We start from the raw sequence: 26,504 nt of genomic DNA on the forward strand, positions 1-26,504 counted from the left end.
TGTGATTCGAGTTTATTTATACCTTGCGCTTGCATTATTCTTAGCCCTTATTGCAGGGAAAATCGTAAAACAGATTAAAATGCCAAATGTAACTGGCTATCTTATTATGGGTCTTTTGGTTGGCCCGTACTGTCTTAATTTAATTCCTTTGGATATGATTGAGACATTCTCTTTTATTCCTGAAGTGGCATTAGGCTTTATAGCATTTTCCATTGGCGCTGAGTTTAAATTATCTTATTTAAAGAAGGTTGGAAAATCACCAGTTATTATTGCTTTTTTAGAAGCAATTATGGCTGTTTTATTTGTAGATGTTATCTTAATTGTAACCGGACATGATATACCATTTAGTTTAGTCTTAGGGGCAATTGCTGCAGCTACAGCTCCGGCAGCTACCTTAATGGTTGTTAAGCAGTACAAGGCGAAGGGCCCAGTGACAGAAACCTTATTGCCAGTTGTTGCTATTGATGACGCAGCTGCTTTAATGTGTTATGGATTATCCGTTGCAATAGCAAAAGCAATTAGCTCAAATGGTCAAGCATCTATCATTACCACAATATCAAAACCAGTGATTGAGATTCTTGGTGCTTTAGCGATTGGTGCTGTACTAGGATTAATCTTTTCATTTTTAGCTAGGTGGTATACAGGACGTGGTAATCGCTTAGCGATAACATTTGCAATGATTTTCGTTTGCATCGGTGTCTGCGACTTACTTGAGTGGTCTGCTTTACTTGCATGTATGGCAATGAGTGCAGTTTTAGTAAATACAAGTAGAGCAAGCGAAGTAATTTTTAATCAAACGGACCGTATAACACCACCCATCTTTATGTTATTTTTCTTCCTTTCGGGAGCAGAACTAGATATGAGGGTCATTCCAACGGTTGGTGTAATCGGAATTTTATATATTATATTCCGTGTACTTGGTAAAATCTTAGGTGCAGCATTAGGTGCGAAGATAACTCATGCAGCACCGACTGTCCGAAAGTATTTGGGATTTACCTTAATACCTCAAGCAGGTGTAGCGATAGGCTTGGCTACGACATCCATGACAATTGTTCCTGAGTATGGATCTATGATACGGACCGTAATTCTTTGTGGTACTGTAATTTATGAATTGACAGGCCCAATAATTACAAAGATAGCTCTAAAAAAAGCAGGGGAAATTCAGTAAACCACTTCATAAAGAAAGGCATTACCCTGTTTTCCTACTCGGTCAATCGTATTCATATGATATAAGATATTAAGAGCTGTGGAGGCAATCCCTTGGGAAACCCCTGCAGCTTTTTTATAATCTTTTGTAGTAAATTGTTTCGGCAAGTTATCTGGTAAAAGTTTATAATAATCTTCTTTCGTTGCAATCGTTATTTCATCGAATAAAGAGACAGGTATACCATCATTTCTAGTAGAACCTTTTTTCTTATCCTTACTCCATCCATTTAGTAAACGATACTCTTCCACATCGATGAATGTAATATTAAAATGAAGATTCGGATTTTTTAAATAATCCTTAATTCGATACAGTTCAGGGAATATTTGATATTTAACCCCTGTCTTTGGCGATTTTCTTGGCTTCGATACTTCTCCCGTTTCTTCATTTACCCAACATAACCATTTGGTATGGGCAATTGGATAAACGATAGTTACCTCATAGTCAGGAAGGTAAACATCTAGTTTTCTACGTAGAGTATGAAAGTGTCTGGTCTGAATTTCTATAATTTGATTATCCATTAAGATATCAGCCACATAGTTTTTTACCTTTTGCTCATGAAAAGATATGTCTGGACTATAATAATGCTTTAAGACGGCATGGATAGTTTTTTCACTTAAGGTACCAATTCCGTTTCCTTGCAAGTTTTGATCAATTACGAGGGAACAGGAGGTTTGAAATAATTCTTGGTCCATAGTAGGACCTCCTCTCATTATGGTAAATATAGAATACCTTAGATTCTTTCTTGATGCAAGATGAAAGGTTGATTGCTATAGAGATAAAGGGGAATTGTAAACACTCTTTCATTGAATCTGAGCAATTTCCTCTATACAGGTATGAAAATCTAGGGTATAGTATTACATAGAAAAACAATCTTATAGAGTAAATGTAAGATGCGAGGGATACTATGTAATTTAGTGAAATAGATGAAGTAATATGAGGCTTAGAAATCAGTGTGAATCATAGAGATTAGCCCAAAACTTGTGAGTTAGAGTGGGTATATAGATTTGATAAAATTATGGATTGATATAGAAGTAGAGTAAAACCTAGGAATTAGGATAGAGTTATAAAGTAGAAAGAATTCTATGAAGCAGAGGAAAGTAGGAATTAGCATGAAATAGTAAATTAGAGTAAAACCTAGGAATCAGAATACACCTTTCAATTTTTTAAAATAGTATTGATGTATTATGAAGTAGGTACATTATAGTTAATATAAGATTACAGGAGGATTACAATGAGAGAAAAAGAGATTGCAGGAGAATTACTATCCTATATTAAAAAATCAACATCACCTTATCACGCTGTTTTAGAAGGAATTACTATGCTTGAGGAAGCAGGCTTTACAGAGCTTGATTTTAGAAAGAGTTTTAGTTTACAGCCAGGCGGAAAATATTATACAAAACCGTTTGGAACTACATTATTTGCGTTTACTATTGGTAATCAGGTCTCTTCATCACAGCAGTTTCGCTTAGCTTCTGCACATACGGACCATCCATGCCTTCATGTAAAACCAACCGCAGAGTTAACGAGTAAGGGATATTTAAGAGTAAATACTGAAATTTATGGTGGACCGATTTTAAATACTTGGCTTGATCGACCACTTTCCGTTGCGGGTAGAGTTGCATTAAAGAGTGAGAATCCATTCGCTCCTAATACTAAGGTAATTAACGTTGATAAACCTTTCTTAACAATCCCAAACCTTGCAATTCATATGAATAAAGAGGTAAATAAGGGTGTAGAGTTAATGAAGCAGACGGATATGCTTCCATTGATGGGTGTATTAAATGAAACATTAAACGAGAAATCTTATTTTATTGAATTTCTAGCAAAAGAGCTTCAAGTTAAGGTTAGTGATATTCTAGATTTTGACCTTTATGTATATTGTGCAGAAGACGGTTTGTTGCTTGGTATGAACGAAGAGTTTATTCAGAGCCCAAGACTGGATAATTTAACATCCTGCCATGCATTACTTAGAGGAATTATTGATGGAGATCGTGAAGATGGTATCAACATTATCGGCTTATTTGACAATGAAGAAATCGGAAGTGAAACAAAGCAAGGAGCAGATTCTGCATTGTTCTCTATGTTCCTTGAGAAGATTTATCAAGCATTAGGTTATGATAGAGCGGAATTAAATGATTCGATCTTAAGTAGCTTTCTAATCTCTATGGATGTGGCTCATGCTCTTCATCCAAGTAAGACAGAGAAATATGATCCAGTAAATTATGCATTAATGAATGATGGAGTAGTATTTAAGATCAGCGGAAACCAACGTTATACGTTTGATACCGAAGCGATTGCATCTATGGTTATGTTATGTGATAAATACAACATTCCTTATAAGAAATTTGTAAATCATTCCGATGTGATCGGTGGCGGAACGATGGGACCAATTATCTCTTCTTGGTTACCAATGAAAACTGTAGATATTGGTATTCCAATGCTTGCAATGCACTCAGCGAGAGAGCTGATGGGCACGAAAGATCAGATGGCATTAGTGGATCTTGCAACTGCTTTTTTTACGGAATAAATGACAGCATTTCATTTTAGTTTTTATAATATTTGCTCTTATATATTCACACTATGTGAAAAGTTACAAAAGGAAGGTTTAAATAAAAGACTTTCTTGACATATTTCACAAAGTTTGTTATAATGCATTTGGTCGGTATCGAGAAGGTATTGTCCGGAGGATGAAGCATTGGGGAATGTTTAGAGGGCGAAGCTATTTAAGAAATAAGATTGATGAGTCGGTGTATTACGATACAGCATTTATATTTCTCGTATGGGGACGAGAACCGCTGTAAGGAGGAATACAAGTTTCATCAATCTTATTTCTATTTTGAGGATAGATTTTTGGCAAGTCTGGAGTTATACAAGATTAATTTTTGTTAGGCATTGAATCTAAATATTGAAGTAGCAGAAAACTAATTATTGATGTAGGAGAAAATTAAACATTGAAGTAATAGAAATCTATTTATTAACGTAGCAGAAAACACCCTTGACAAAATTAAGCTAGAAATGTATACTTGATGCAAATTCATATAAAAAATGCTGGGAAAAGAAGAGTATATATGGAAAACTGAACAGAGAACCTTGCCGAAAGAAATTTCAGTGCTGAGAGCAGGGAACAGTGGAACATATAGAAGATGGTCTTGGAGCTGCGTGGCTGAGGTTACAAACTTAGGTTACGACGTATTCACACGTTATCGTGAGAGACTGTGTTAGCAGTCGGTAAGATACTAGCTGAAAGGTTAGTATGAATTAAAGTGGTACCACGGGAGATACTCTCGTCTTTAAATAGACGGGGGCTTTTTTTATTTTTAGGAAAAGAAGGCAGGTAAATCCATATTTTATTCATAATGAGTGAGTAAGTGTTCAAGTTCAGTATTATTTACACACGTTAGGCAAATCATAAATGTAAGGAGGAGATGTTATGAGCAAAAAGCCATATTACATCACAACAGCCATTGCATATACTTCAGGCAAGCCACACATTGGAAATACGTATGAAATCGTACTTGCGGATAGTATTGCGAGGTTTAAGAGATTGGAAGGTTATGAGGTATTCTTCCAGACAGGAACCGATGAACATGGTCAAAAGATTGAAGAGAAGGCAGCAGAGGTAGGAATTTCACCAAAAGAATTCGTTGATAAGGTAGCAGGTGGAATCAAAGATATCTGGGATCTTATGAATTCTTCCTATGACAAGTTCATTCGTACTACCGATGAAGATCATGAGAAGCAGGTTCAGAAGATTTTTAAAAAATTATATGACCAGGGTGATATCTACAAAGGTCACTACGAAGGAATGTACTGTACTCCATGTGAGTCCTTCTTTACTTCCTCCCAACTTGTGAATGGAAAATGCCCTGACTGTGGAAGAGAATGTCAGCCAGCAAAAGAAGAGGCTTATTTTCTAAAGCTTAGCAATTATACTCAGAGATTAATAGATCATATCAATACACATCCAGAGTTCATTCAGCCAGAATCCAGAAAAAATGAGATGATGAATAACTTCTTATTGCCTGGATTACAGGATTTATGTGTATCCAGGACCTCATTTAAGTGGGGAATTCCAGTTGATTTTGATCCGAAACATGTAATTTATGTATGGATTGATGCATTAAGCAATTATATCACTGGTATTGGTTATGATTGTGATGGAAATTCAACAGAGCAGTTTAACAAGTTCTGGCCAGCGGATTTACATCTGATTGGTAAGGATATCTTACGTTTTCATACCATTTATTGGCCAATTATGTTAATGGCACTTGATTTACCATTACCAAAGCAGGTATTTGGTCATCCTTGGTTATTACAGACAGATCCAAATGCAAAAGACGGTTCCGGCGTTAAGATGAGTAAATCAAGAGGAAATGTGTTATATGCAGATGAGTTAGTGGAATTCTTCGGTGTAGATGCAGTTCGTTACTTCGTGCTTCATGAGATGCCATTTGACAATGATGGTGTAATTAACTGGGAGCTTATGGTGGAGCGTATGAATTCCGACCTAGCAAATACCTTAGGAAACTTAGTAAATCGTACGATTTCTATGTCAAATAAGTACTTTGAAGGTATTGTTAATAAAACTGATGTGACAGAGCCAGTAGATGCAGAGCTTATTGACGTAGTAACTAAGACAAGAGATAAAGTCATTGCAAAGATGGCAGACCTTCGTGTTGCGGATGCTATTTCTGAGATTTTTACCTTGTTTAAGAGATGTAATAAATATATTGATGAAACAATGCCATGGGCTCTTGCGAAGGACGAAGAGAAGAAGGCTAGACTTGAGAATGTACTATATAACTTGGTTGAGAGCATCTGCATTGGCGCTAATCTTTTAGAGCCATTCTTACCAGAAACTTCAGAGAAGATTTTAACACAGTTAAACGCTAGAAAGAGAAGTATGGAGGAGCTTGCTACCTTCTCACTATATGAAAGCGGTACGAAGGTTACAGAGCAGCCACAGATTTTATTTGCAAGGCTTGATTTAAAGGAAGTTTTAGCAAAAGTGGAAGAAAAACATGCAAGCGAAGCAGAGGAGACAACAAACGTGGAAGAAGTAAAACAAGAAGAAACAGTGATAGAGATTCCAGCAAAGGATGAAATTACCTATGATGATTTTGCAAAACTGCAATTTCAGGTAGGTGAGATTATTGCTTGTGAAGAAGTAAAGAAATCAAAGAAGCTTCTTTGCTCTCAAGTTAAAATTGGAAATCAGGTAAAACAGATTGTATCTGGAATCAAAGCTCACTATACTGCAGAAGAGATGGTTGGTAAAAAGGTTATGGTATTAGTAAACCTAAAACCAGCGACGTTAGCAGGGGTTGTATCCGAAGGCATGTTATTATGTGCAGAGGATGAAAATGGAGTACTTGCATTAATGACACCAGAAAAGCCAATGCCAGCTGGAGCAGAAATCTGCTAAGATAGTATCATTAATATTCCATGTCTTCAAATGAAGTATAGAAATAAATAACGATATAGTTTTTATAGTCATATCAAAGGAAAAGAGGGAACAAAGGCTGCATCCTAGTGCGAAGCACAACAGGAAGACAATCTTTGTTCCCTTTTTGATTTATTGCAAGGTAAAGTTTATAAGGATACATAGCTTACTTATTATTGATAATAAGATTTCATTTAGGCGTGACTGACTAGAAAGATAATAAGTACTAGATCGAATATGGGGTTGAATTCTTTACCTGTTTTAGCAAGAATTTATACCGATGTTGAATTGCATTGACCTGATAGATGCAGCTATCAATTAAGTCTGGATCAACGACATTTTCAAAATTAGAGTAAGCAGATTCTAATTCTTTTTGCGTATTTGCAATTTCTTGTAATAGTTCTTTGTTAAATTCCTCTTGTTTTTTCTTGAATAATCTCATACCATCCACCACCTTTTAAATCAATTTGTTAATAGAAATGAAAACTTTAATTTTTATATTTGTTATATTATAGTCTCACTTTGGAAGCGATATACATGCTTGTATTAATTTTCTTTTATATTAATTATTCTATCTTTTAGTGGACAGAATATACTTACAGTAAATAGGTCAAGTGGTTATATGGATTTTAAAAGAAAGGTGAAAAGGAATATGAAGCAATATATTTCCTATCTGTTATTTGCGCTTGCTGGCATGCTATTTGCATGGTATCTATATCTTAATCATAAAAAATGGATTGGTACCGTTATTGTTCGTGCAATATTATCTATTGTTGTTATTTATCTTATTAATACGGTAGTCCTAAATTTCGGTATAGAGGCCTTAGTAGGAGTTAACTTTGTGAGTATTGGGATAACGGCATTTTTAGGGGTTCCAGGCTTGTTGTTATTATATGGAGCATCTGTCTTTTTCTAAGAGAATTCGGTAGTGGAGATTGTTAGCCCTAGTATAAGAAATGTTATTATTGTGAAGATAATGTTGACATCCCCATATTTTAGCATGTAATATGTAATTAAATGGGAATACATTCTTGATTTACTGTACTTACTCGAGAAAAAAACTGTGTGATATAAATAATGAAGCGATAATGAGTAGGCGAGTTAGTTATTAAATATATGGATTGTGTAAATCAAGTATGGCAATGGTTTTAATCGATATTCCATATGGTATTTGTGCAGATGTAAGTCAAAGCCTTGCTACTACTGTAAAGACGAATATGCATGTTGGTGGAGGAAAACTCTATATTTTATATGATACACAGTTCCATCAATACTTACATATGCATGTTAAAATTATAGGTGATGATACTAATAAAATGAGAAGAGCGAATTCTCTATGTTATCAGATATGGCTTGAGTATTCATATGATCCTCAATATGATTTACCTGTATCCCCATTACAAATTCTTACTGATGTCAAAAATATTCCTCTTAAATAAATTGAATTAATAATGATTAGAAGAGCATAGCTTATTTTTTTAAAAGGAGTGCGGTATGGATTTTTTACCTAAGGTAAATGAATTAATAAAAAAAAGTGATCATATGGAAATTGTAGATTCGGAATCCTATTTCCGAAAAATATACTATGATAATTATAATGAAATTATATTAGAACATACCATTTATAAAGAAGATTTAGATACATCGTATTCGATGTATGAACTCACGTATGATACTCACAGTAATATAGTATGTGAGGAATACATTTATATCTTAAGGGAATTAGAGCGCTCCCACTCATTTACTTATTATCAGTATGAGTATGATGAGCATGGTAATGTCGTTAGCAAATCAACCTTTGACAATAATCATAAGCGTAATCAATTAATAAATTATTACTATGAGAATAATTTATTAGTAAAAAAAGAAATATGGGAGATAAAATTACCACGGACTTTGTTAGATCCTATAACAGATGAATTAGTGTGCTACTATATTCATACCTATCATTACGATGAAGATAGGAAGCTTCTGGAAGAGAAGGTTACGTTTCCAAACGGGGAGGTTTGTTACTATGTTGACTACCATGATAAAACAGCATATCCAGAGGGTAAAATCCTGAATCCTGCAAGGTCAAAGTATGCATGGAAGGTATTATCAATGGATACTTATATTGAAGTCACCGAAAAATATTATACCCCTGAGGTATTAAAAGAAATTGTAGAGTACGTCCGAGCAACGTATGAAAGTAAATTGGTTATACTTTGGGTTAGGGGAATTTGGGAAGAACGTTATATTATTTCAATCAATGAATTAGATCAAGAATATAGAAAAAACTTTGGTATTAGTGTTCACTATACCTATTAATTATTTTGTTGAATAAAGAGCTGCTCTTGAATATCTGAAATATTAAGATATGGGAGCAGCATTTTGTTGGCAGGCACACTTATACTAGTGGATAACTTTTTAATATTGTGGATATTGTATAAAATATTTTTCTTCTCTGTGCATACCGATGAAAATACGAATAAGCCAAGTAAAAGAGTTGACGGATTACAAATTAAGGAATATGATAAACCTATCAAACAAAGCTGTCTATCAAACGTAAAAGAACTCTTGCCTTTGTTCCTTTCGGAAGCCTCAAGCATATAGGGTAAGACATACGGTGTCTAAGAAAAGAAAATCTTAAAGTTCTAGCATCTATCTTGTTTCTAAAAATTTTCATTGATTTAATTCAGGGGGAATATATGAATTTAACTGTTGCCATATTAGATCGCCAGGAGGATTATGCACGTCTTTTGATGGAATTTATGAATCAGCAGGCGGATTACGGTTTTTGTACCGTTGTATTTACGGAGAAAGAGCTATATCGAGGATATGAGAAGGAACATAAGGTAGATATTCTCTTGTATGCAGAAGAATTCCGAGATAGTATGATAACAAATCTATCAAAAGTTAGCTACTGCTTATGTGAAGAGACTACGTTAAGTAATGAATTCATTTTTAAATATCAGTCTGCAAGTAATATTATGAATCTGTTACTTGAGCGCTATCTAGATCTTGGTTACTCTTGGAAGCCAGCAACAAAGCTTTCTGGGAAACAAAAGATAATTGGTGTGTTTTCTCCCTATTATGAGATTAAGCAGTCAGAGCTTGCTATAAGTCTTGCAAAATATTTAGCTACGAAAGAGAAATGTATTTATCTTAACTTGCAGCCCTTTTTTCTATCGGAACTTCTTGGGAATGGGGATTACAATAGTTTAAGTGATATTATTTACTTACTGAAACAGGATGGAGTAAATAAGAGTGTGAAGATAAAGCAATGTTTGGAGAAGGTGGGAGAGTTAGATTGCATTATAGGAACTTATTATTATGCTGAATTATATGAACTAACCTATGATGAAATGATAAAGCTATTGACTGAGCTTAAGGAGAATCTCTTGTATGAAACTATCGTAATAGAATTTTCACTTGGTACTTCCTTGGCACTTGATTTAATGAAAATCTGTGACAGCTTGATACAACTCCAGTTAGTGGGAGGAGTGCAGCAACGTTTTAGTATAACTTTTGAGAATCAATTAAAAAGAACCGGACAGGAGCAATTAATTGAAAAGTTAGTAACGATATCAACCCCATGTGAAGAGCAAGGACAAAAAAATATACGATTAGATAAGCAAAAAGAAGCGGAATATCTACAACTTTTAAAGGCATTTCATTTTTAAGGAAGTCCATTTTTTAAAACATCTTATATCATATTCTTTCAAACATCTTATTATATTCTTTTGAACACCTATTTAATATTTCAAAGATAGCGTCAAGAATTTTGTGTAAACACTTCCTACCAGGTAGACCACTCCTGGGCTAACTTTAATCAAAGAGTTCATTTAGTTCAGCTGACGCCTGAGCAAAACCTTTATGAATTCTTGTGCTGAAACGGTTGTTATAATCACTACAAAAGCTACAGACATAACGCTCCAAGGAATCCTCATTTGGAAACTGTTCTTTGCGTTTGGTTCCTCTTTTGAGATTTTTATTAAAGCCTTCTATCAGATTAGTAGTATAAATGCTTGCTTTAATCTGAGTAGGAAATTCATAAAAAGTAAACAGGCTATCATTATCTTTAAGAACCTTGACTGCCTTTGGATATACAACAGCATACTTTTTCATGAAGGAATCTAAGAACTCTTTCGCTTTTTCAATGGTTTCAGCTTTATACACTGGTTTTAAGTCATCCATCACTTTGGATTTATCCTTTGCACGAACATGTTTCATTACATTTCTAGCAACGTGAGTCCAGCAACTTTGATGCTTTGCTTTTGGGTATACTTCTAAGCAAGCATTTTTAAAACCATTGAGTCCATCTGTAACAAAGAGTAGAACCTGTTCCAAACCACGCTGTTTTAAGGACTGTAGCATTTCTCTGTAATTATCAGCTGTTTCACTTGGGTAAAGAGCATAATCTAAGACTTCTTTCTCTCCCTCATGAGTGATACCAATAAGGATATGCAGAGCTTCCTTGGCAACACTATCACGACGTACACTAAGGTAAGTCGCATCGCCATAGATAATGGCATATTTATCAGAAATAGGACGCTGATGAAAAGCCTCAACTTGCGCCTGGACAGCTTTGGTTATATTTGAAACAGTCGCTGGACTGTAGTGATGACCATACATTTTTTCTATAAGATCAGCAATCTCACGGGTTGTGATTCCTTTTTTATACAGCTGTATCACAGTGGTTTCTAAAGAATCCGTGTTTCTTTGATAAGCCGGAACTGTCTTCTGCGAAAACTCTCCATTACGATCGCGAGGGATTTTAATATTCAGGTCCCCAAAATGAGAATGAATCGTTCTTTCATAGTAACCGTTTCTAGAATTGCCTGAATTATAGCCTTCTATAGAGTATTTCTCATAGTTGAGGAAAGCAGTAAGCTCAGTAGTTAGTATTTCGTTAGTAGCCGTTTCAAGTTCCTGACGAAAAATTTCATCAACTGATTCATTTTTTAATAGTGCAGACAATAATTTTGTGTTAAGATAAGACATAAGGGAACTCCTTCTTTTGTGTTTATTGTTTGGTCACTTTAAACTATAAAAGAAGTCGGTTCCCTTTTCTAGTATTATTTTTCTAGAAGAACCTGTTTACACATAATATTTTACACTACCATTTCAAACATCTTATTATATTCTTTTAAAACATCTATTTATTATTCTTTTAAATCTTCTTATCAATTACTTTTACAGTCTACGTGTTCCCAATAAATCTATAGGTAAAAATGGTTAAAATCAGCCAAGTATATTAATTATTGAGATCGCTATAACTAATTACTATGGAATTTAAGCAACATAGAAACAGGAATAATCCTGTCAGAGGAAGAAAGAATAAAATACAACAAAAAGTTACCTATCTGAGAATGAATTGCATAGGGAACTAATACTCAATTGAGAGAGAGGATCGCTTATGGAACAGAGGAAGCAGGAATTACAGGAACAGATTCTTGCTGGAATTGATATGAGAAAAGAATTATCAGAAGAAGAACTATTTGACCGTATTGATGAAGCAATTAAGATATGTAGTAGAGAAGAATACATAAGTATTACTGAAAAACAGCGACTTCGCAGAGAAATCTTTAATTCCATTCGCAGGCTTGATGTGCTACAGGAGCTTGTCGAAGATACTTCTATTACGGAGATTATGATTAATGGAGCAAAAGAGATATTTGTGGAGCGGGATGGTAAATTAATAAAATGGGAGAAGGAGTTTGAATCCGATCGAAAACTAGAGGATGTGATTCAAACAATAGTAGCAGGGGCGAATCGTATTATTAATGAATCAAGTCCTATTGTGGATGCTAGGTTAAAGGATGGCTCCCGTGTCAATATTGTTCTTCCACCGATAGCGATTGGAGGACCAACGGTTACGATTCGTAAGTTCCCAAAAGAGACGATGACAATGGAAAAACTAGTGGCGATTGGTTCCTTAACTGATGAAGCAGCAGAGTTTCTAAAAAAGCTGGTGATTGCAGGTTATAATATCTTCGTTAGTGGAGGTACTGGTTCAGGGAAAACTACCTTCTTAAATGCACTGTCAAACTACGTTCCATCGGAAGAGAGAATTATTACGATTGAAGACTCTGCTGAGCTGCAAATACGTAATATTCCGAATTTAGTTCGTTTGGAAGTAAGAAATGCAAACGTTGAGGGAAAAAATGAAATATCAATTCGTGACTTGATTAAAAGTAGCCTCCGAATGCGACCAGACCGAATAATTGTAGGTGAGGTTCGAGATGCCTCCAGCATTGATATGCTACAAGCACTAAATACAGGACATAATGGGATGAGTACGGGGCACTCCAATTCTCCAACGGATATGTTATCTCGATTAGAAACTATGGTTTTACTTGGTGCAGATATACCGTTATTGGCGGTAAGAAAACAAATTGCTTCCGCGATAGATATTGTGATTCACCTTGGAAGACTTCGAGACAAGACAAGAAAAGTATTGGAAATTATTGAGGTGTTGGAATGCGTGGATGGGGAAATTGAAGTGAATCCGCTTTTCTTATTTTCGGAAGAAGGGGAGACGAAGGAGGGAAAAGTAATAGGAGAGCTTAAAAAGACAGACAATTCACTGCTTCATGTACAAAAGTTATTACGTGCAGGCTTATCCCTATAAAGGAGGTAGTAGGTTAGTCGATGATTGAAGATTATGATGTTTATCATATGAATAAAAAAGAGTTTCTTCTTTGCCTGTTCAAAGGCTTTCTACTGTGTCTTATCATAAGTTACTTATTTTATCAAAATTTCTTTTTGTGTCTATTTCTATCACCCTACCTATATTTTTTTTATAAAAAGGAGAAAAGAAAAAAAGCAGAAAATCGAAAAGTAAGGTTAAACGCAGAGTTTTTGGATGGCATACATAGTTTATCGGTAGCCTTGGAAGCTGGATATTCAGTGGAGAATGCATTTAAAGTTGCAATCAAAGATTTGGGTTTAATGTATTCGGAGGACGCGCTTATTATGATAGAATTCCAATGTATTGTATCTCAGATTAATCATAATATCCCTATTGAGGATGCCATTGCTGATTTTGCAAAACGAAGTAAGCTAGAAGATGTGGAGTGCTTCTCTGAGGTTTTTAAGACAGCCAAGCGAACAGGCGGAGACCTAGTCGCTATTATTAAAATGACTAGTAAAACAATAGGTGAGAAAGTAGAGGTAATGAGAGAGATTGAAACACTGATTACAGCGAAAAAGATGGAAGCTAATATCATGAAGGTGGTGCCATTTGGCATCTTGGGCTATATGTTACTTGGCAGTCCGCAGTTTTTAAAACCGCTTTATCATAATTTGTTTGGAATCCTTTTCATGACAATTATATTAGGTATTTATTTGTTATTAACGAAGTTGGTAGATAAAATTATTGCCATTCGAGTTTAAACAGATTGGAGATACTATGACTTATGCAATTCTATTCGTTCTTGTTCTTATTTTTGTACTCTTCTTATTTTCAAAATCTTACAACAAACAATTCATTGATGGTCTTGATAGTAAGGAACATCCACTAAAGAGACTCTATCCCTTGGTCGGGTTTTGCTGGTTTCAATTAATTCATCGTCCTCAAAAGTCAAATACCAAAGAGACTGCATTCTTATACCAAAAAGGGGCTCTAATGACGTTTGTTCTTCTATTATTTTTAATTATTCTTCTTTTGAATGAACAAAAAGTCCCGAAAGAGGTTTTGCAAGATGGCTATAGAATAGAACGACCAGAGGTAGGAGAAGGTACTAAAACATATCATCTAGGATATGAACTAGGAACAGAGAAAGATGAGCTAACCTTTGAGATAATAGAAAAGCAAGTTAAAAAAGAGTTTCGAAGTAAGATGTTTCATGCAGCAGAAGCTGCTCTAAAAAAGATTATCTTAAATAAGAATAGAGACTTTAATCAAGTAACCACCGATTTAAAATTTCCGAAACAATTTGGTTCCCCAACTCTTAATGTCTCTTATAAAAGCGTAAACCCGGAGTACCTTTCAGAGGATGGAAGTATTAGAAATGAAGGGTTAACTAAGGAGGGGATTTTGGTCAGCGTTAACGTAACAATGCGATATTTTGAGGATATTTATGAGTTTCCCATCAATCTTACCATATTACCTTCGATTGTTCCGGAACTTTCAAAAAAGGAAGTCATGGAAATGGAAGTGAAAAGACGAGAGGAGGAGAATAGAGAAGAAGATACCGTAACACTGCCAACAGAGGTCATGGGTGACTCTGTTTTATGGAGAAGTATTAAAAATAATTCCTCCCTATCCTTATTGCTTATGGGAACCTTGGTCATGGTATGTATTCCATTTTTTATGGAGCAGAAGAAAAGAGAGAGGGAGCAGCAAAAGCAAGAACAACTCTTACTTGATTACCCAGAGATCATGATGAAATATACTCTATTACTAAGTGCAGGTATGACTACCTATGGAGCGTGGGAGCGTATTGTTAAAGATTATAACATACGAAAAGAAAGAGAGTCTGGAGTAGTTAGTGGAAACAAAAAGAAATTATACAAAGGAAATAGTAAGAAAGCCAAACGATTTGCTTATGAAGAGATGATAATAACAAAAAATGAAATCGATCTTGGAGTCTCAGAATCTATTGCTTATGAACGTTTCGGAAGAAGATGTAAGCTTCTTTCTTATCTTAGATTTAGTTCAATTATAGTTCAAAATATGAAAAAAGGAAATAAAGGGATGATACCTATGTTGGAAGCGGAATCTGTGCAAGCCCTTCTTGATCGAAAGGATCAGGCAAAACGTTTAGGGGAGAGGGCTTCAACAAAGATGTTAATACCTATGATGGGGATGTTATGCATCGTAATTGCAATACTGATGGTACCAGCGATGATGTCAATGGGGATGTAAGAAGGTTGGTCTACAAGGAAGTAATAACTATATTATAAAGTGCTAATGCACTGGAAACGAGGATTGTATGGGAAGAAGCAAAAGAATGGACCAGAAAAGAATGAAACAGAAAATAATTAGAAATAATCAGGGATTTGGGGTAGTGGAAGTTATTCTAATTATCGTTGTTGTGATAGCACTTATCATAATATTCCAAGAGCAGATAACAAGTATTTTTAATAGGGCGATGGGTGCATTAAAGAATAGTACAGAGAGTTATTTTAATAATATTACTCCAACTCCGTAGGGGGGCATTTGAATGAGGAAGCAAACAGCAAGTGGAGTAATAACCATCTATCTGACCCTAACATTATCTATTATGATAACGTTAATAGTAACAACGATTGAGATGGCTCGTGTAACTGCTGCAAAATCATATAGTAAGCGAGTGCTACAAACAGCGATGGAGTCTACTCTTTGTGATTATTATTTACCATTATTTGAGCGGTATCATGTGTTTGGACTAGATATAGGATATGGGAGTAGTACTGCAGATAGTAGTATATTAGTTGATGAAGTTAGAAGGGGTATGGATATTAGCTTCCTACCACTAAACAATGACCCACAATCGAATCTCTTGTTGCATAATAAAAGTTACCTTATATGTAATCCTAAGATAGATACGCTTATGGTAGATAACTTACACTATTTAACGGATTGGGATGGGGAATTTTTTCGAAAGCAGGCAACTTCTTATATGAAGTATCAAGCAACAGTAGAAGGATTAGAGTTTTTACTCGACTCGGTTCATGCGTTAGACAAAACAGAGAAAGCAAACCAGAAGTTTGAAGAAAAGATGAAGGTTGAGCAGGAATTCATGTTAATTGATAAGGATATCTTAAAATTGTTGGAAGTTATTGATGGAATAAAAATTAAAGATAACCAAATCGAGTGCAAGAATGGAAAAGTAAAAACAGTAAATTCATTTGCAAAGAAATTACTTGCTGAGGAACCTTCGATGGATAATACATGGATTAACCATTCTACAATATTTGAATCTGTAAAGGATAACTATATGAATTATCCAAAACAGTTAAATAATTTAAAGACTAGTGCACAGGAAGTGACGAAGCGCTACAAGACTGCATATGATAACGCAGTTAGACAGCGAGAGGAGGATCTTTTAAGTCTCCGTAAGGAAAGAGCAGAGCTTATAAAAGAATCGAAGGACAAACCTTATGATACAAGTGAAATTGATGCAAGAATCACATCATTAGAGCAAGCATCGATTACAATTGATATCTATATTCAGGATAGTCTTATGGAAAGTTGCAATTCTATTAATCAAGATATTGCTAATTTTATTGGTACAATAAAAGAGGTAAATGAGAAAGCAAATCAATCACTTTCACTAGTACAAAAAATAAAAGAGGCGAGATATAATGCACAGGATAGTAAGAATAATTTTCTTGAGGAGTTAAACAAAGCAAAGGAAGAAATAGGAGATGACTTATATGAAGAATTATCAAAAACTTCGGAGGAGATGGAGAGGTATTCAAACCCTCAAGAAAAAGGAATAGGTATAATTAAAGACATTGTGTTAATGGAAGAAACATTAAAACAAAATATAAAAGTATTAGATGAGATAGAAAGATATCCATTGCCCAATATGACCTATACAGAAGAGGGCTATGCGACATGGCTATCTTCGGTTAACCAAATACATAATTCTTTGGATAAGTTTATATTAGAGGGGCTATTGTTTGATTACAGCGGTGTTAATTTCTCCGAAGAAAAGAATAGTATTTTAAAAAATGCAAAGTCCATGATTTCGGATGGCTTACTAAACTTAGTAATGGAAGACGTAGAGAACATATCAAAGGCCGAAATAAACCAAATAGAATTACCTTCCTTTACAGCAAAGAAATCTAAAGAGAATGGATCACAAGCTGAGAATAATATTAAGAACCTCTTGGACACTGAGGATAGAGAGGATGTAACCACCACTGGGATAGGTAACTATGGAACGGATGCTTTGGGTAATTTCTCGAATAGCTTAGTGGAAGAGTTATTGTTTCAAGCATATGAGAATGAGCACTGTTCTTATTACCTCTCAGAAAACTATAAACCAGGACAGGTTCTACAATATGAGCTTGAGTATTTATTATATGGGAATATGAGCGATAAAGAGAATGTTTCCTCTTTTATCAATCGACTTATCTTAATTCGAACGATTGGCAATATGATTTCTGTATTAACAGATGCAAATAAGGTAAGAGAAGCAAGTGCATTCGCAGCAGCAGTTGTAGGATTTTCTGGATTACCTTTTTTAATAAGCGTAGTAAAGTATGTGATTTTATTTATATGGGCATTGGAACAATCCTTGGTGGAAACGGCAACAATGCTACTTGGTAACAAGGTTCCTATATTTAGTCAGAAAGACGATTTTGTAGTAGAATTTAAAGATTTATTAGCTTTTAATAAAGATACAATCTTTAAAAAGGCAAAAGCATATAAATCAAAAGAAGGCCTCTTAAGTGTAGGGTACAAAGAATATCTTCAGATATCGTTGCTCTTTTCAAATAAGAATAATCAATACTACCGAATGATGGATTTAATACAGGAAAATCTGCGATATGAGTATGAAGATACATTTCGAATACGTAATTGTATTGTAAGTTATCGTGCGGAGGCTAAGATAAGTATGCCTGAACAGTTTTTTTCACTTCCACTAGCCATACACCGTGAGGCTTTGTCCATTAACGGTTATCAATATTTGGCCCAAAGTGCAGTCTCATACTAATTTCCTCCTAAGAGGGTGTGGTGAGGTCTTTGTTTTTTACATATAAAATAAAAAAATCTCTCTCCAAGAGCAATTGCCGATGTCTATCTCATGTAAAAAACAGAGACCTGACCACACCCTGTGGGACTGCTAAAAAAGAATTGCTTTTCTTTATTCATGATTAGAAAAAATTAGCGAAGCGTGCCTTTCCTTGTTTGAAATTAATAGGAGGATAGTTAGTGTTTAGAAAAAGAGAAAAGGGATTACTTACGTTAGAGGCGTCCTTAGCATTACCGATATTTGCATTTGCAGTCTATGCATTAGTTTTTTTCTTTCAAGTCATTTCTGCACAGGATTGCCTTCATTATTATGCAACTAAGATCTCAAGAAATATGTCCTCTTATGGCATGATAACAAATTATGTTATGGATTTTAGTGAAGATGAGGAAAGTGGCACAGAGATAGAGGAAAACTTAAATGATGCTGATGAAACAATCTTTTCTGAGTTATTTGAGTCATCGGACGTTACCAATATACTCACATCGACAACAAGTGGACTTTTGCTTAAAGAATCCATAAAACCATATGTAAAGGATCATCATGCGATCAAGAATTGTATTCAAGGGGGTTATGAAGGAATCTCATTTTCTGGTTCTTCTTTATTTGATGAAGAAGAGTGTATTCAAGTTGTTTTGCAGTATAAGATACAACTTCCGATTTGGAAAGAGATATTGCCTGTATTTCCGGTGGTACAGCGTGTTAGAATTCGTGTGTTTAATGGACATGCAGTACCTTCTTCATTAAAAACTGGAGCGGAAGAAAACGAAGATGGTGAATATGTTTATATCACACCAAATGGCACAGTATATCATACCAATGCAAATTGCTCTCATATTAAGATTAATATTCAATCGGTGGATAGTAAAACGCTTTCTTTCCTTTATAATTCCTACCATAATGCTTATCGGGCATGTGAACTATGTTTTGATAAAGCCTCATCACTTCCAAGTACCGTCTATATCACATACTCAGGAGACTGCTATCATAGCAACCGTGGATGCTCTGGAATAAAGCGGACTGTTATGAGGGTACTTTTATCAGAGGTAGGTGAAAGAAGCGAGTGCGGTAGATGTAAGGCATATCGCAAGGAGTAAGTATGAATACATGTACGATTAATGTTAGAAGCTAGTGCAAATGCTGTCCGTGATGCAAACCTTAGAGTTAAAAAAATAGGCAAGGGAATGGGGGAATAGTAGAAGATGTTTTTTATGATAGATTTCGGTAAGCTTAGCTTATTTGATATTTTTCAATACAGTGGAATACTCTGGATTGGAGTGCTGCTCTTTATCTTAGGAGTTCAGGATATAAAACAAAAGGAGATCTCTTGTTGGTGGCTTATTAGTATAGTTCCACTTATTATAAGTGAACTTATCATTCCTTCTGAGATAACCTTGATGGAAAGAGTTTTTGGAGGGCTTCTTGGTCTTTTCTTTGTTATTGTTAGTAAGGTTACAAAGGGGCAGATTGGGATAGGAGATGGCTATGTTTTATGTGCGATTGGAGTGATACTTGGCATTAGTAAATCTACTATTCTTATAAGTTATGCATTTTTACTAACATCAGTAGTCTCTATCGTACTACTTGTATTTTTTCGGTGGAATCGAAAGAAAACAATTCCGTTTGTGCCATTTTTATTTTTTGGTTACCTTGGTTGTATACTAATAAAATAAGTGCTGTAGTGCAATTAGAGTGTTGAATAGATGGGTATAAATTCAAGGATAGTTTATAGAGTATCAATATAGTAGGATTCTCTTTCGCTCATTTACTATAGGTGGAGCAGCCCATAACGAGGAGCAAGGAATGAAAAAAAGAGCTTTTTTTACTGTGGAGGCAGCGTTTGTCTTACCACTTGTATTTTATACAATTTTATTTCTCTTAAATTATTGTCTCTATAGTCACGACAGAACAAAATTACAAGTAGTTGGTGAGGAGGCAGCTTTAACTGCAGCTTCTCTTATCTCCTATCAAATTGATATGGACTGGCCAGTGTTAAGAGAAGAAGATTATTTATCCAATGGAATTCTCTATCCTTTTGCGATTGGAAGAGAAAAGGATGAGAGAAAAGTATTAAGCTATGTAAAAGAAACATTAACCAAAGGATATTTCGTATGTGAGATCAGAGAGTTACAAATTAATACTACCTTATCTAAAATTAGAATAACTGGTAAGTTAGAAGCGGTTTTTCCTAGTGCAAAGTTTTTTGGAATTTTAAAAAAGGATGGTTTTACAGTACCATTTTGCTTTGAGGAAACTGTATTTTCAAGGGAAGAAAAGACACGACTACTAGATGTATCGATACAACTGGGGAAAAAGGTAAAAGGTGTAGACAAAGCAATTCAAAAACTGAAGGAGCTTGTTGAAAAAATCAAATAAAGTGAGTTCTGATTATTAAGGAGTAATAACTTTAGAGTTTAGTTTTATTTAAAAAGTGGATTATATTTAGAAGATAGAGGGGGTGGACAAACGTGGGGAAAGAGGATATCTGTTCGGAATGGAAAAGGGATATGTATCATAATTATTTGATTATCAATGGAAGGGGAGAGGAGAGGACGTTATTTCAGGAAAAGATGCTGGAATATAATAGAATTGAAGGAGTACTTTCTTTTCATATTTATACCGTTGATAATCATAAACAATTTCATTATGAGGTGACGGGATACCAAGCAATTTCTTGTATATCGGAAAAGGTTCCTCTAAAATTAAGTCAGATAACAATGCTCCTTAATTATTTGCTGGAGGTTTTGAAAGATGCAAAATCGTATCTTTTAGATACTATGGACTTTGTGCTGTTACCAGAATATACGTTTATTCATTTACCAGATTATAAATTGGGACTCTGCTATTATCCAGGGTATCATGTTCCACTACAGGAACAGTTGGTAGCATTTTTAGAATTTTTAATGGGAAGTGTAGATTATCAGGATAAAGAAGCGGTACTTTTCGTATACTCACTTTATATGAAGAGTAAGGAAGATAATATCACGATACAAGAACTTAAGTCCTTTTTGGAGCAACAAACAGACAAAGATAGAACAACTATTCTACCCGATGGAAATAATTTTATTAAACCAAGTGAAACTCAAAAATTGAAAGAACCGCAAAATTATAGAGAATCATATCAAATAAAAGATTCAAAGCAGCTATCTAATTATTGTGAAGGTAATGATGTAAATCCAATAAAGAAGTATAAGGGGGTCTCACTGAAGTTACTACAAAAAGGGCAATTGCAACAAAGAGTTACGTCATTATTAATTAATGCAAAAGATAAAATACATGGAAAAGATAATGAATTAAAACTTCAGAAGAATAATGAAGCTACTAAAAGTGAACTATATAATTATAATAAAAATAATGAAATGCGTAGTGACAATAGTAAGAAGTACAACGAAAGTGGCAAAGTTTTAAAAAACATCCATAGTGATAGTATAAAAAAAGAGGCTATGAGGGAATCAAATAAGCAATCTCAATACCCCTTTATAAAAGAGAAAATGGATCAGGAAGAAGAAATCCAATATTATCCTTTGAATTGTTATGTTTTATTAGGATTATTAGTTGCCCTATGTATCGGAATCTTCCTATACGTGTATCAAAAAGGATTTTTATTTCAACCTTTAAATAAAAAGATAAATGGTATAAAGTTTATATCAATACTTTCGGTCATGGGTATCGTATTAGGTTATGGGTATCTGAAATTATTTTCGAAGGAAAGAAAACATTACCGTATCGTTACTAGGACTACATATCAGACTCTTGAAAAGGAGGATTTTTTACCAAACTTAATATCAACAGAGAGTGATTTTTTGGAAGAAAACAGTGGAGTAATAAATTATAAGATAGAGAATAGTGTGGACCTCAATATTCACACAAATTCTACATTGTCAAATGGTGAATCACCTATGATTTCTAGAGAAAGCTATCTTCCTAGTTTAAGTATTGAAGATTCCTACGATGAGGAGGAGTGTACTACAATACTTTCTAGCCATAACAAAGAATATGATACCTTTATTCCTTTAGAACCAATGAAATATAGCAGCATAGACATAAAAGAATATCCATTCTTTATTGGGACAGCGAAAAATAATCTTGGATATAGTTTAACCAATACGGTGATTAGTAGATATCATGCAAAACTAGATAAGGAGGATAATAGTTTTATATTAACAGATCTTGATTCTACGAATGGGACGTTTGTGAATGGAAGGAAATTAACCGCTAACGAGAATTTTGAGATTAAACAAGGAGATACGGTTTCCTTTGCAAACATAAGTTTTATCTTTACGAATTTAAATAAGTACAGTATAGAGTAAGTTATAATGGCGATCTCATACTTTTTTGGATAAGTTTACTTGCCCAAATAAATCAACTGTTATATAATATTGATAATTAGGTAATAACTTATATAGACAAGGAGGTGTTGTAGCGGTCCTTTGAACAAAGGAATCAAAGGGCCGTACAGCACCCTTTTGGATTTTCGGGAGATTGATTGCCAGACAACAGATAACGGATAAAGTAAAGATATAATTTTTGAGTTGGACAATTGCATAGAGATTATGCAGATACAATCTGTCCAAGCGCGAAAAGCGTAGGCAAGAATGGAGGTATGTATGGATAAGTACATTATGGCACTTGATCAGGGAACAACAAGTTCAAGATGTATTCTATTTAATCGCAGAGGTGAGCTATGTAGCGTAGCTCAGAAGGAATTTACGCAGGTTTATCCTAGGGCAGGTTGGGTAGAACATAAACCCATGGATATCTGGTCATCTCAGATCAGTGTGGCAGCAGAGGCTATGGCGGCAATTGGAGCAAAATCGGAAAATATCGATTCGATTGGAATTACAAATCAGAGGGAAACAACCATTGTATGGGATAAGAATACAGGAGAACCTGTATATAATGCAATTGTGTGGCAGTGTCATCGTACCGCGAATATGATTGAGCAATTAAAAAAAGATGGTTTTGATTCCGTGATAAGAAAAAAGACGGGACTTATTCCGGATGCCTATTTTTCCGCTACCAAGATAAAATGGATTCTCGATAATGTGGATGGTGTGAGAGAAAGAGCAGAAGCAGGAAACATACTTTTCGGTACGGTTGATACCTGGCTTATATGGAATTTAACAAAGGGTAGAAAACACGTAACAGATTATACCAATGCATCACGGACGATGCTCTTTGATATCCATAAACTTTGTTGGGATGAAGAAATCTTAAACTATTTTAAGATACCAAAGAGTATGCTTCCTACAGTACAGGCATCAAGTAGTATCTTTGGTCATACAGAAGGAGGTCTTCTTGGGGGTGAGATTCTGATTGCTGGTGCTGCGGGAGATCAACAAGCAGCTTTATTTGGACAGTGTTGTTTTGAACCGGGAGAAGTGAAGAATACGTATGGTACAGGTTGTTTTCTTTTAATGAATACTGGAGATAATGCGATTGAATCACAGAATGGATTACTAACAACGATAGCTGCAGGAGAAGAAGGACATATAGAGTATGCATTAGAAGGTAGCGTATTTGTAGCTGGTGCAGCAATTCAATGGTTAAGAGATGAACAACGAATGATTAAGAATGCAATTCAATCAGAAGAATATGCAAAAGAGGTAGAGGATACCAATGGTGTTTATGTAGTACCAGCATTTACCGGTCTTGGTGCTCCTTACTGGAATCCATATGCAAGAGGGACTATCGTAGGTATCACACGAGGGTTTAGTAAAGAGCATATGATTCGAGCAACCTTAGAATCACTCGCTTATCAAACAGTAGATGTTCTTCATGCAATGGAGCAGGATTCCAATATTTCCTTAAAGAGTTTTAAAGTAGATGGTGGTGCTTGTGCAAATAATTTTCTAATGCAATTTCAAGCAGATATATTAGATACCCTAGTATATCGTCCTCAATGCATTGAGACGACTGCACTGGGAGCTGCTTATCTTGCAGGACTTGCTACTGGATATTTTAAGGATAGAAATGAAATAAAAGATAATTGGACACTTGGAGGAACCTTCTTTTCTCAGATGGGAGAACAAAGACGAAAGGAACTTTTAAATGGTTGGAAACGAGCTGTTCGCTGCGCGCTTGCTTGGGCAGAGGATGAAGAGTAAAGGAGCTAAAGATTGGAGTTATATCAAAAAATATTAAATTATTTTTTAGTCAAGGGATGCCAAAAGTTACAGGTTAATGCATCTGGTATGGATGTATTCTATCAAACAAATCTAGAACACTGCTGTGTATATTGGGTGATAGAATTATATAATGGGACCGAAATGACTAACGATCAGTATCAAAATATCGAACGTCAAATTAAAAATGCTTTTTTCAGTAGAGGTTATCAAAAAGTTACAATACATGCAATTCTTTGTACTAAGAATAAGGACGCAGCAATGAAAATTTGTAGGACAAATGAAAATGCTTGTATTATAGATATGCTTCAGTTTCGTCTGATGCTTTTTGAGGGCCAAGTTAGTGATGAGAGTGGAATATTCCGTGGGCTAGATCAATTAATTTCAGAATACAAAAGAGGTCAAGGGGCGTATCAACAAGGCTATGGTTATTCTCAATCAAGAGCATCTTCTTATCAAAAAAAGAATGGAATATTTTCTAGGATAGGTATCGTTACACTAATTATAATAGTAATAAACGCAGCAATATTTTTGTATACGGATTTATCTGGGAATTATAATAAGATTGTTTCCAAGGGTTGTATATTTTGGCCATTGATAAAATTCGAAAATGAGTATTATCGTCTTTTAACTTATCAGTTTTTACATGCGAATATAAGTCATTTGGCAAATAACATGCTTATTCTAGGGATTATGGGATCAACTTTAGAGCGACATGTCGGTAAGGTTAAGTATCTGCTAATTTACTTTCTGTCTGGAATTGTTGCAGGGATTGCCTCTATGAGTTATAATATGGAGAAAGGCTTACTTAGTAATAGTATAGGCGCCTCAGGAGCAGTATTTGGCGTTATAGGTGCAATCGCTTTGATTGTAATAGTGAACAAAGGAAGACTAGAGACGATTGGTACTAGGCAGATTATCATATTTATAGCACTCAGTCTATATGGAGGATTTACAAGTCAGGGTGTTGATAATGCTGCTCATGTGGGAGGTCTGCTTGCGGGCTTCTTTATTGCTATGCTTGTGTACCGAAAGAAGAGGGGGCGCATTCGTGAAGATTAATATCTATTATGGTGGAAGAGGATTAATCGAAGATCCAACAATCTGCGTGATGAATAAAATGACGGAAGTTTTAGAGGAACTTCGCGTTGAAGTAACAAGATATAATCTATATGAGCAAAAAAATAGTATCAGTATGCTTCCAAATACATTAAAAGAGGCGGACGGAATTATACTTGCAGTAAATGTGGAATGGATGGGAATCGGCGGATATATGCAGCAGTTTTTAGATGCTTGCTGGCTATATGGTGATAAGCAGAAGATACAAAAGCTTAGTATGTTCCCAGTTGTTACAGCAAATACTTACGGAGAACGAGAGGCTGAACTTCATTTAAAGAGGTCATGGGAGGTTCTTGGAGGAACATCACTTGATGGTATAATAGCTTATGTAGAGAATCCAATTGATTTTGAAGTGAATACTTCCTATGCAGGGATCTTTGAACGGAAAGCGGAATCATTGTATCGTTTTATTAATCAAAAGTCGGTTACATTTTCAAGTAGTAGCCATGCAGTCATGAAAAATACTTTAGCAACATCTCCGATTGAATTAACACCTCAGGAGAGCGAACAGTTATCAATGTATGTATCAGATGATACTTATGTAAAAAAACAAAAAGAAGATATTGAAGAGCTGGCACAGATGTTTCGTGGCATGCTAGAAAACAGTGGTATAGATAAGAAACAAGAGTTTATTAAAAACTTTAAAGATAATTTTAAGCCACAGGAAGAGAATTTTAAGGCTACATTTTCTATTACAATGACAGATACGGATAAGACGCTATTTCTTGAAGTAGCGGGGAATCAGCTAAAGTGTAGCTATGGAGATAAGATAGAGGCAGATGTTATAGCAAAGACAACCAGAGAGATGATCAATCGATTGGTGAATGGAAGAACAACTTTCCAGGGCGCATTTATGTCAGGGGAACTGACTGCCAAGGGAGATTTTAAGATTCTTAGAAAATTTGATCAGATATTTCATTTTTCGGTGTTATCGTAAAGAA

General features: G+C 34.9%; 22 protein-coding genes and 1 other annotated feature. Of the genes, 19 read left to right on the forward strand and 3 right to left on the reverse strand.

Going from position 1 to position 26,504, the window contains the following annotated elements; all coding sequences use genetic code 11:
• The first annotated feature begins 1 nt into the window (after position 1).
• Positions 2 to 1,168: a cation:proton antiporter gene (locus CC92_RS0112010; protein ID WP_197035793.1), complete on the forward strand. Its 1,167-nt coding sequence runs from the start codon at positions 2 to 4 to the stop codon at positions 1,166 to 1,168.
• Here the strand turns inward: CC92_RS0112010 and CC92_RS0112015 are convergent.
• Positions 1,162 to 1,899, reverse strand: coding sequence for a hypothetical protein (locus CC92_RS0112015; protein ID WP_029502656.1), 738 nt, complete (start codon positions 1,897 to 1,899; stop codon positions 1,162 to 1,164). The two genes, CC92_RS0112010 and CC92_RS0112015, sit on opposite strands and share 7 nt — an antisense overlap.
• 539 nt (positions 1,900 to 2,438) lie before the next feature.
• On the opposite strand from CC92_RS0112015, the gene CC92_RS0112020 reads away from it, so the two are divergent.
• Together CC92_RS0112020 and metG are read left to right on the forward strand one after the other, a co-directional pair.
• Positions 2,439 to 3,734, forward strand: coding sequence for a M18 family aminopeptidase (locus CC92_RS0112020; protein WP_029502655.1), 1,296 nt, complete (start codon positions 2,439 to 2,441; stop codon positions 3,732 to 3,734).
• Positions 3,735 to 4,248: 514 nt separating this feature from the next.
• Positions 4,249 to 4,502 (forward strand) — a binding site (T-box leader).
• 135 nt (positions 4,503 to 4,637) lie between these two features.
• Entirely contained in the window at positions 4,638 to 6,632 is a 1,995-nt protein-coding gene (metG, locus tag CC92_RS0112025; RefSeq protein WP_029502654.1) for a methionine--tRNA ligase, read from the forward strand.
• A gap of 244 nt (positions 6,633 to 6,876) precedes the next feature.
• Here metG and CC92_RS0112030 read toward each other — a convergent pair whose 3' ends face one another.
• Entirely contained in the window at positions 6,877 to 7,092 is a 216-nt protein-coding gene (locus CC92_RS0112030) for a YaaL family protein (RefSeq protein WP_029502653.1), read from the reverse strand.
• Positions 7,093 to 7,302: 210 nt separating this feature from the next.
• Between CC92_RS0112030 and CC92_RS0112035 the strand changes: the two genes are divergently transcribed.
• From CC92_RS0112035 to CC92_RS0112055, 4 genes are all read left to right on the forward strand, one after another.
• Positions 7,303 to 7,566 carry a pro-sigmaK processing inhibitor BofA family protein gene (locus CC92_RS0112035; RefSeq protein WP_162175512.1) on the forward strand — a complete coding sequence of 88 codons (264 nt, stop codon included), beginning with the start codon at positions 7,303 to 7,305 and terminating at the stop codon, positions 7,564 to 7,566.
• Between the two features lie 220 nt (positions 7,567 to 7,786).
• The gene (locus CC92_RS0112040) at positions 7,787 to 8,089 is read left to right on the forward strand and encodes a hypothetical protein (RefSeq protein WP_029502651.1); all 303 of its coding nucleotides are present in this window, start codon (positions 7,787 to 7,789) and stop codon (positions 8,087 to 8,089) included.
• A gap of 55 nt (positions 8,090 to 8,144) precedes the next feature.
• Positions 8,145 to 8,957, forward strand: a complete 813-nt coding sequence (locus tag CC92_RS0112045) for a hypothetical protein (protein WP_029502650.1) — start codon at positions 8,145 to 8,147, stop codon at positions 8,955 to 8,957.
• A gap of 380 nt (positions 8,958 to 9,337) precedes the next feature.
• Positions 9,338 to 10,312: a hypothetical protein gene (locus tag CC92_RS0112055; protein ID WP_029502648.1), complete on the forward strand. Its 975-nt coding sequence runs from the start codon at positions 9,338 to 9,340 to the stop codon at positions 10,310 to 10,312.
• Between the two features lie 145 nt (positions 10,313 to 10,457).
• Here the strand turns inward: CC92_RS0112055 and CC92_RS0112060 are convergent, their stop codons facing one another.
• Positions 10,458 to 11,633 carry an IS256 family transposase gene (locus CC92_RS0112060; protein ID WP_029501701.1) on the reverse strand — a complete coding sequence of 392 codons (1,176 nt, stop codon included), beginning with the start codon at positions 11,631 to 11,633 and terminating at the stop codon, positions 10,458 to 10,460.
• Between the two features lie 415 nt (positions 11,634 to 12,048).
• On the opposite strand from CC92_RS0112060, the gene CC92_RS0112065 reads away from it, so the two are divergent.
• The 12 genes from CC92_RS0112065 (at position 12,049) to CC92_RS0112120 (ending at position 26,500) form a co-directional block, all read left to right on the forward strand.
• Positions 12,049 to 13,263: a CpaF family protein gene (locus tag CC92_RS0112065; RefSeq protein WP_029502647.1), complete on the forward strand. Its 1,215-nt coding sequence runs from the start codon at positions 12,049 to 12,051 to the stop codon at positions 13,261 to 13,263.
• Positions 13,264 to 13,283: 20 nt separating this feature from the next.
• Entirely contained in the window at positions 13,284 to 14,027 is a 744-nt protein-coding gene (locus CC92_RS0112070; RefSeq protein WP_029502646.1) for a type II secretion system F family protein, read from the forward strand.
• A gap of 16 nt (positions 14,028 to 14,043) precedes the next feature.
• Positions 14,044 to 15,501, forward strand: a complete 1,458-nt coding sequence (locus CC92_RS0112075; RefSeq protein WP_029502645.1) for a hypothetical protein — start codon at positions 14,044 to 14,046, stop codon at positions 15,499 to 15,501.
• Positions 15,502 to 15,568: 67 nt separating this feature from the next.
• Entirely contained in the window at positions 15,569 to 15,787 is a 219-nt protein-coding gene (locus CC92_RS0112080; RefSeq protein WP_029502644.1) for a Flp1 family type IVb pilin, read from the forward strand.
• Positions 15,788 to 15,799: 12 nt separating this feature from the next.
• The gene (locus tag CC92_RS0112085) at positions 15,800 to 18,283 is read left to right on the forward strand and encodes a DUF5702 domain-containing protein (protein WP_029502643.1); all 2,484 of its coding nucleotides are present in this window, start codon (positions 15,800 to 15,802) and stop codon (positions 18,281 to 18,283) included.
• Between the two features lie 218 nt (positions 18,284 to 18,501).
• Entirely contained in the window at positions 18,502 to 19,416 is a 915-nt protein-coding gene (locus CC92_RS21675) for a hypothetical protein (RefSeq protein WP_051650683.1), read from the forward strand.
• A 105-nt stretch (positions 19,417 to 19,521) separates the two neighbouring features.
• On the forward strand, positions 19,522 to 19,992 hold the full coding sequence (locus CC92_RS21680) for a prepilin peptidase (protein ID WP_051650682.1): 471 nt from the start codon (positions 19,522 to 19,524) through the stop codon (positions 19,990 to 19,992).
• A gap of 130 nt (positions 19,993 to 20,122) precedes the next feature.
• On the forward strand, positions 20,123 to 20,695 hold the full coding sequence (locus CC92_RS0112100) for a TadE/TadG family type IV pilus assembly protein (protein WP_029502640.1): 573 nt from the start codon (positions 20,123 to 20,125) through the stop codon (positions 20,693 to 20,695).
• Positions 20,696 to 20,787: 92 nt separating this feature from the next.
• Complete coding sequence (locus CC92_RS0112105; RefSeq protein WP_029502639.1) at positions 20,788 to 22,629, forward strand: DUF6382 domain-containing protein; 1,842 nt, start codon at positions 20,788 to 20,790, stop codon at positions 22,627 to 22,629.
• Between the two features lie 297 nt (positions 22,630 to 22,926).
• Positions 22,927 to 24,426, forward strand: coding sequence for a glycerol kinase GlpK (gene glpK / locus CC92_RS0112110; RefSeq protein ID WP_029502638.1), 1,500 nt, complete (start codon positions 22,927 to 22,929; stop codon positions 24,424 to 24,426).
• A 12-nt stretch (positions 24,427 to 24,438) separates the two neighbouring features.
• Positions 24,439 to 25,506, forward strand: a complete 1,068-nt coding sequence (locus CC92_RS0112115; protein WP_242841338.1) for a rhomboid family intramembrane serine protease — start codon at positions 24,439 to 24,441, stop codon at positions 25,504 to 25,506.
• Positions 25,496 to 26,500, forward strand: a complete 1,005-nt coding sequence (locus tag CC92_RS0112120) for an SCP2 sterol-binding domain-containing protein (RefSeq protein ID WP_029502636.1) — start codon at positions 25,496 to 25,498, stop codon at positions 26,498 to 26,500. The genes CC92_RS0112115 and CC92_RS0112120 overlap by 11 nt, the downstream gene beginning before the upstream one ends.
• The last annotated feature ends 4 nt before the right edge of the window (positions 26,501 to 26,504 follow it).

It is taken from the genome of Lachnoclostridium phytofermentans (assembly GCF_000733755.1).
In the GTDB taxonomy this organism is placed as follows: domain Bacteria; phylum Bacillota; class Clostridia; order Lachnospirales; family Lachnospiraceae; genus Lachnoclostridium; species Lachnoclostridium phytofermentans_A.

Excerpts from the sequence above, each read along its gene's own strand:
- CC92_RS0112015 (WP_029502656.1), bottom strand. The coding sequence starts at position 1,899 with ATGGACCAAGAATTATTTCAAACCTCCTGTTCCCTCGTAATTGATCAA.
- glpK (WP_029502638.1), top strand. The coding sequence starts at position 22,927 with ATGGATAAGTACATTATGGCACTTGATCAGGGAACAACAAGTTCAAGA.
- CC92_RS0112035 (WP_162175512.1), top strand. The coding sequence starts at position 7,303 with ATGAAGCAATATATTTCCTATCTGTTATTTGCGCTTGCTGGCATGCTA.
- CC92_RS21680 (WP_051650682.1), top strand. The coding sequence starts at position 19,522 with ATGTTTTTTATGATAGATTTCGGTAAGCTTAGCTTATTTGATATTTTT.
- CC92_RS0112070 (WP_029502646.1), top strand. The coding sequence starts at position 13,284 with ATGATTGAAGATTATGATGTTTATCATATGAATAAAAAAGAGTTTCTT.
- CC92_RS0112055 (WP_029502648.1), top strand. The coding sequence starts at position 9,338 with ATGAATTTAACTGTTGCCATATTAGATCGCCAGGAGGATTATGCACGT.
- CC92_RS0112100 (WP_029502640.1), top strand. The coding sequence starts at position 20,123 with ATGAAAAAAAGAGCTTTTTTTACTGTGGAGGCAGCGTTTGTCTTACCA.
- CC92_RS0112030 (WP_029502653.1), bottom strand. The coding sequence starts at position 7,092 with ATGAGATTATTCAAGAAAAAACAAGAGGAATTTAACAAAGAACTATTA.
- CC92_RS0112020 (WP_029502655.1), top strand. The coding sequence starts at position 2,439 with ATGAGAGAAAAAGAGATTGCAGGAGAATTACTATCCTATATTAAAAAA.
- CC92_RS0112085 (WP_029502643.1), top strand. The coding sequence starts at position 15,800 with ATGAGGAAGCAAACAGCAAGTGGAGTAATAACCATCTATCTGACCCTA.
- CC92_RS0112080 (WP_029502644.1), top strand. The coding sequence starts at position 15,569 with ATGGGAAGAAGCAAAAGAATGGACCAGAAAAGAATGAAACAGAAAATA.
- CC92_RS0112045 (WP_029502650.1), top strand. The coding sequence starts at position 8,145 with ATGGATTTTTTACCTAAGGTAAATGAATTAATAAAAAAAAGTGATCAT.
- metG (WP_029502654.1), top strand. The coding sequence starts at position 4,638 with ATGAGCAAAAAGCCATATTACATCACAACAGCCATTGCATATACTTCA.
- CC92_RS0112040 (WP_029502651.1), top strand. The coding sequence starts at position 7,787 with ATGGCAATGGTTTTAATCGATATTCCATATGGTATTTGTGCAGATGTA.
- CC92_RS0112075 (WP_029502645.1), top strand. The coding sequence starts at position 14,044 with ATGACTTATGCAATTCTATTCGTTCTTGTTCTTATTTTTGTACTCTTC.
- CC92_RS0112065 (WP_029502647.1), top strand. The coding sequence starts at position 12,049 with ATGGAACAGAGGAAGCAGGAATTACAGGAACAGATTCTTGCTGGAATT.
- CC92_RS0112060 (WP_029501701.1), bottom strand. The coding sequence starts at position 11,633 with ATGTCTTATCTTAACACAAAATTATTGTCTGCACTATTAAAAAATGAA.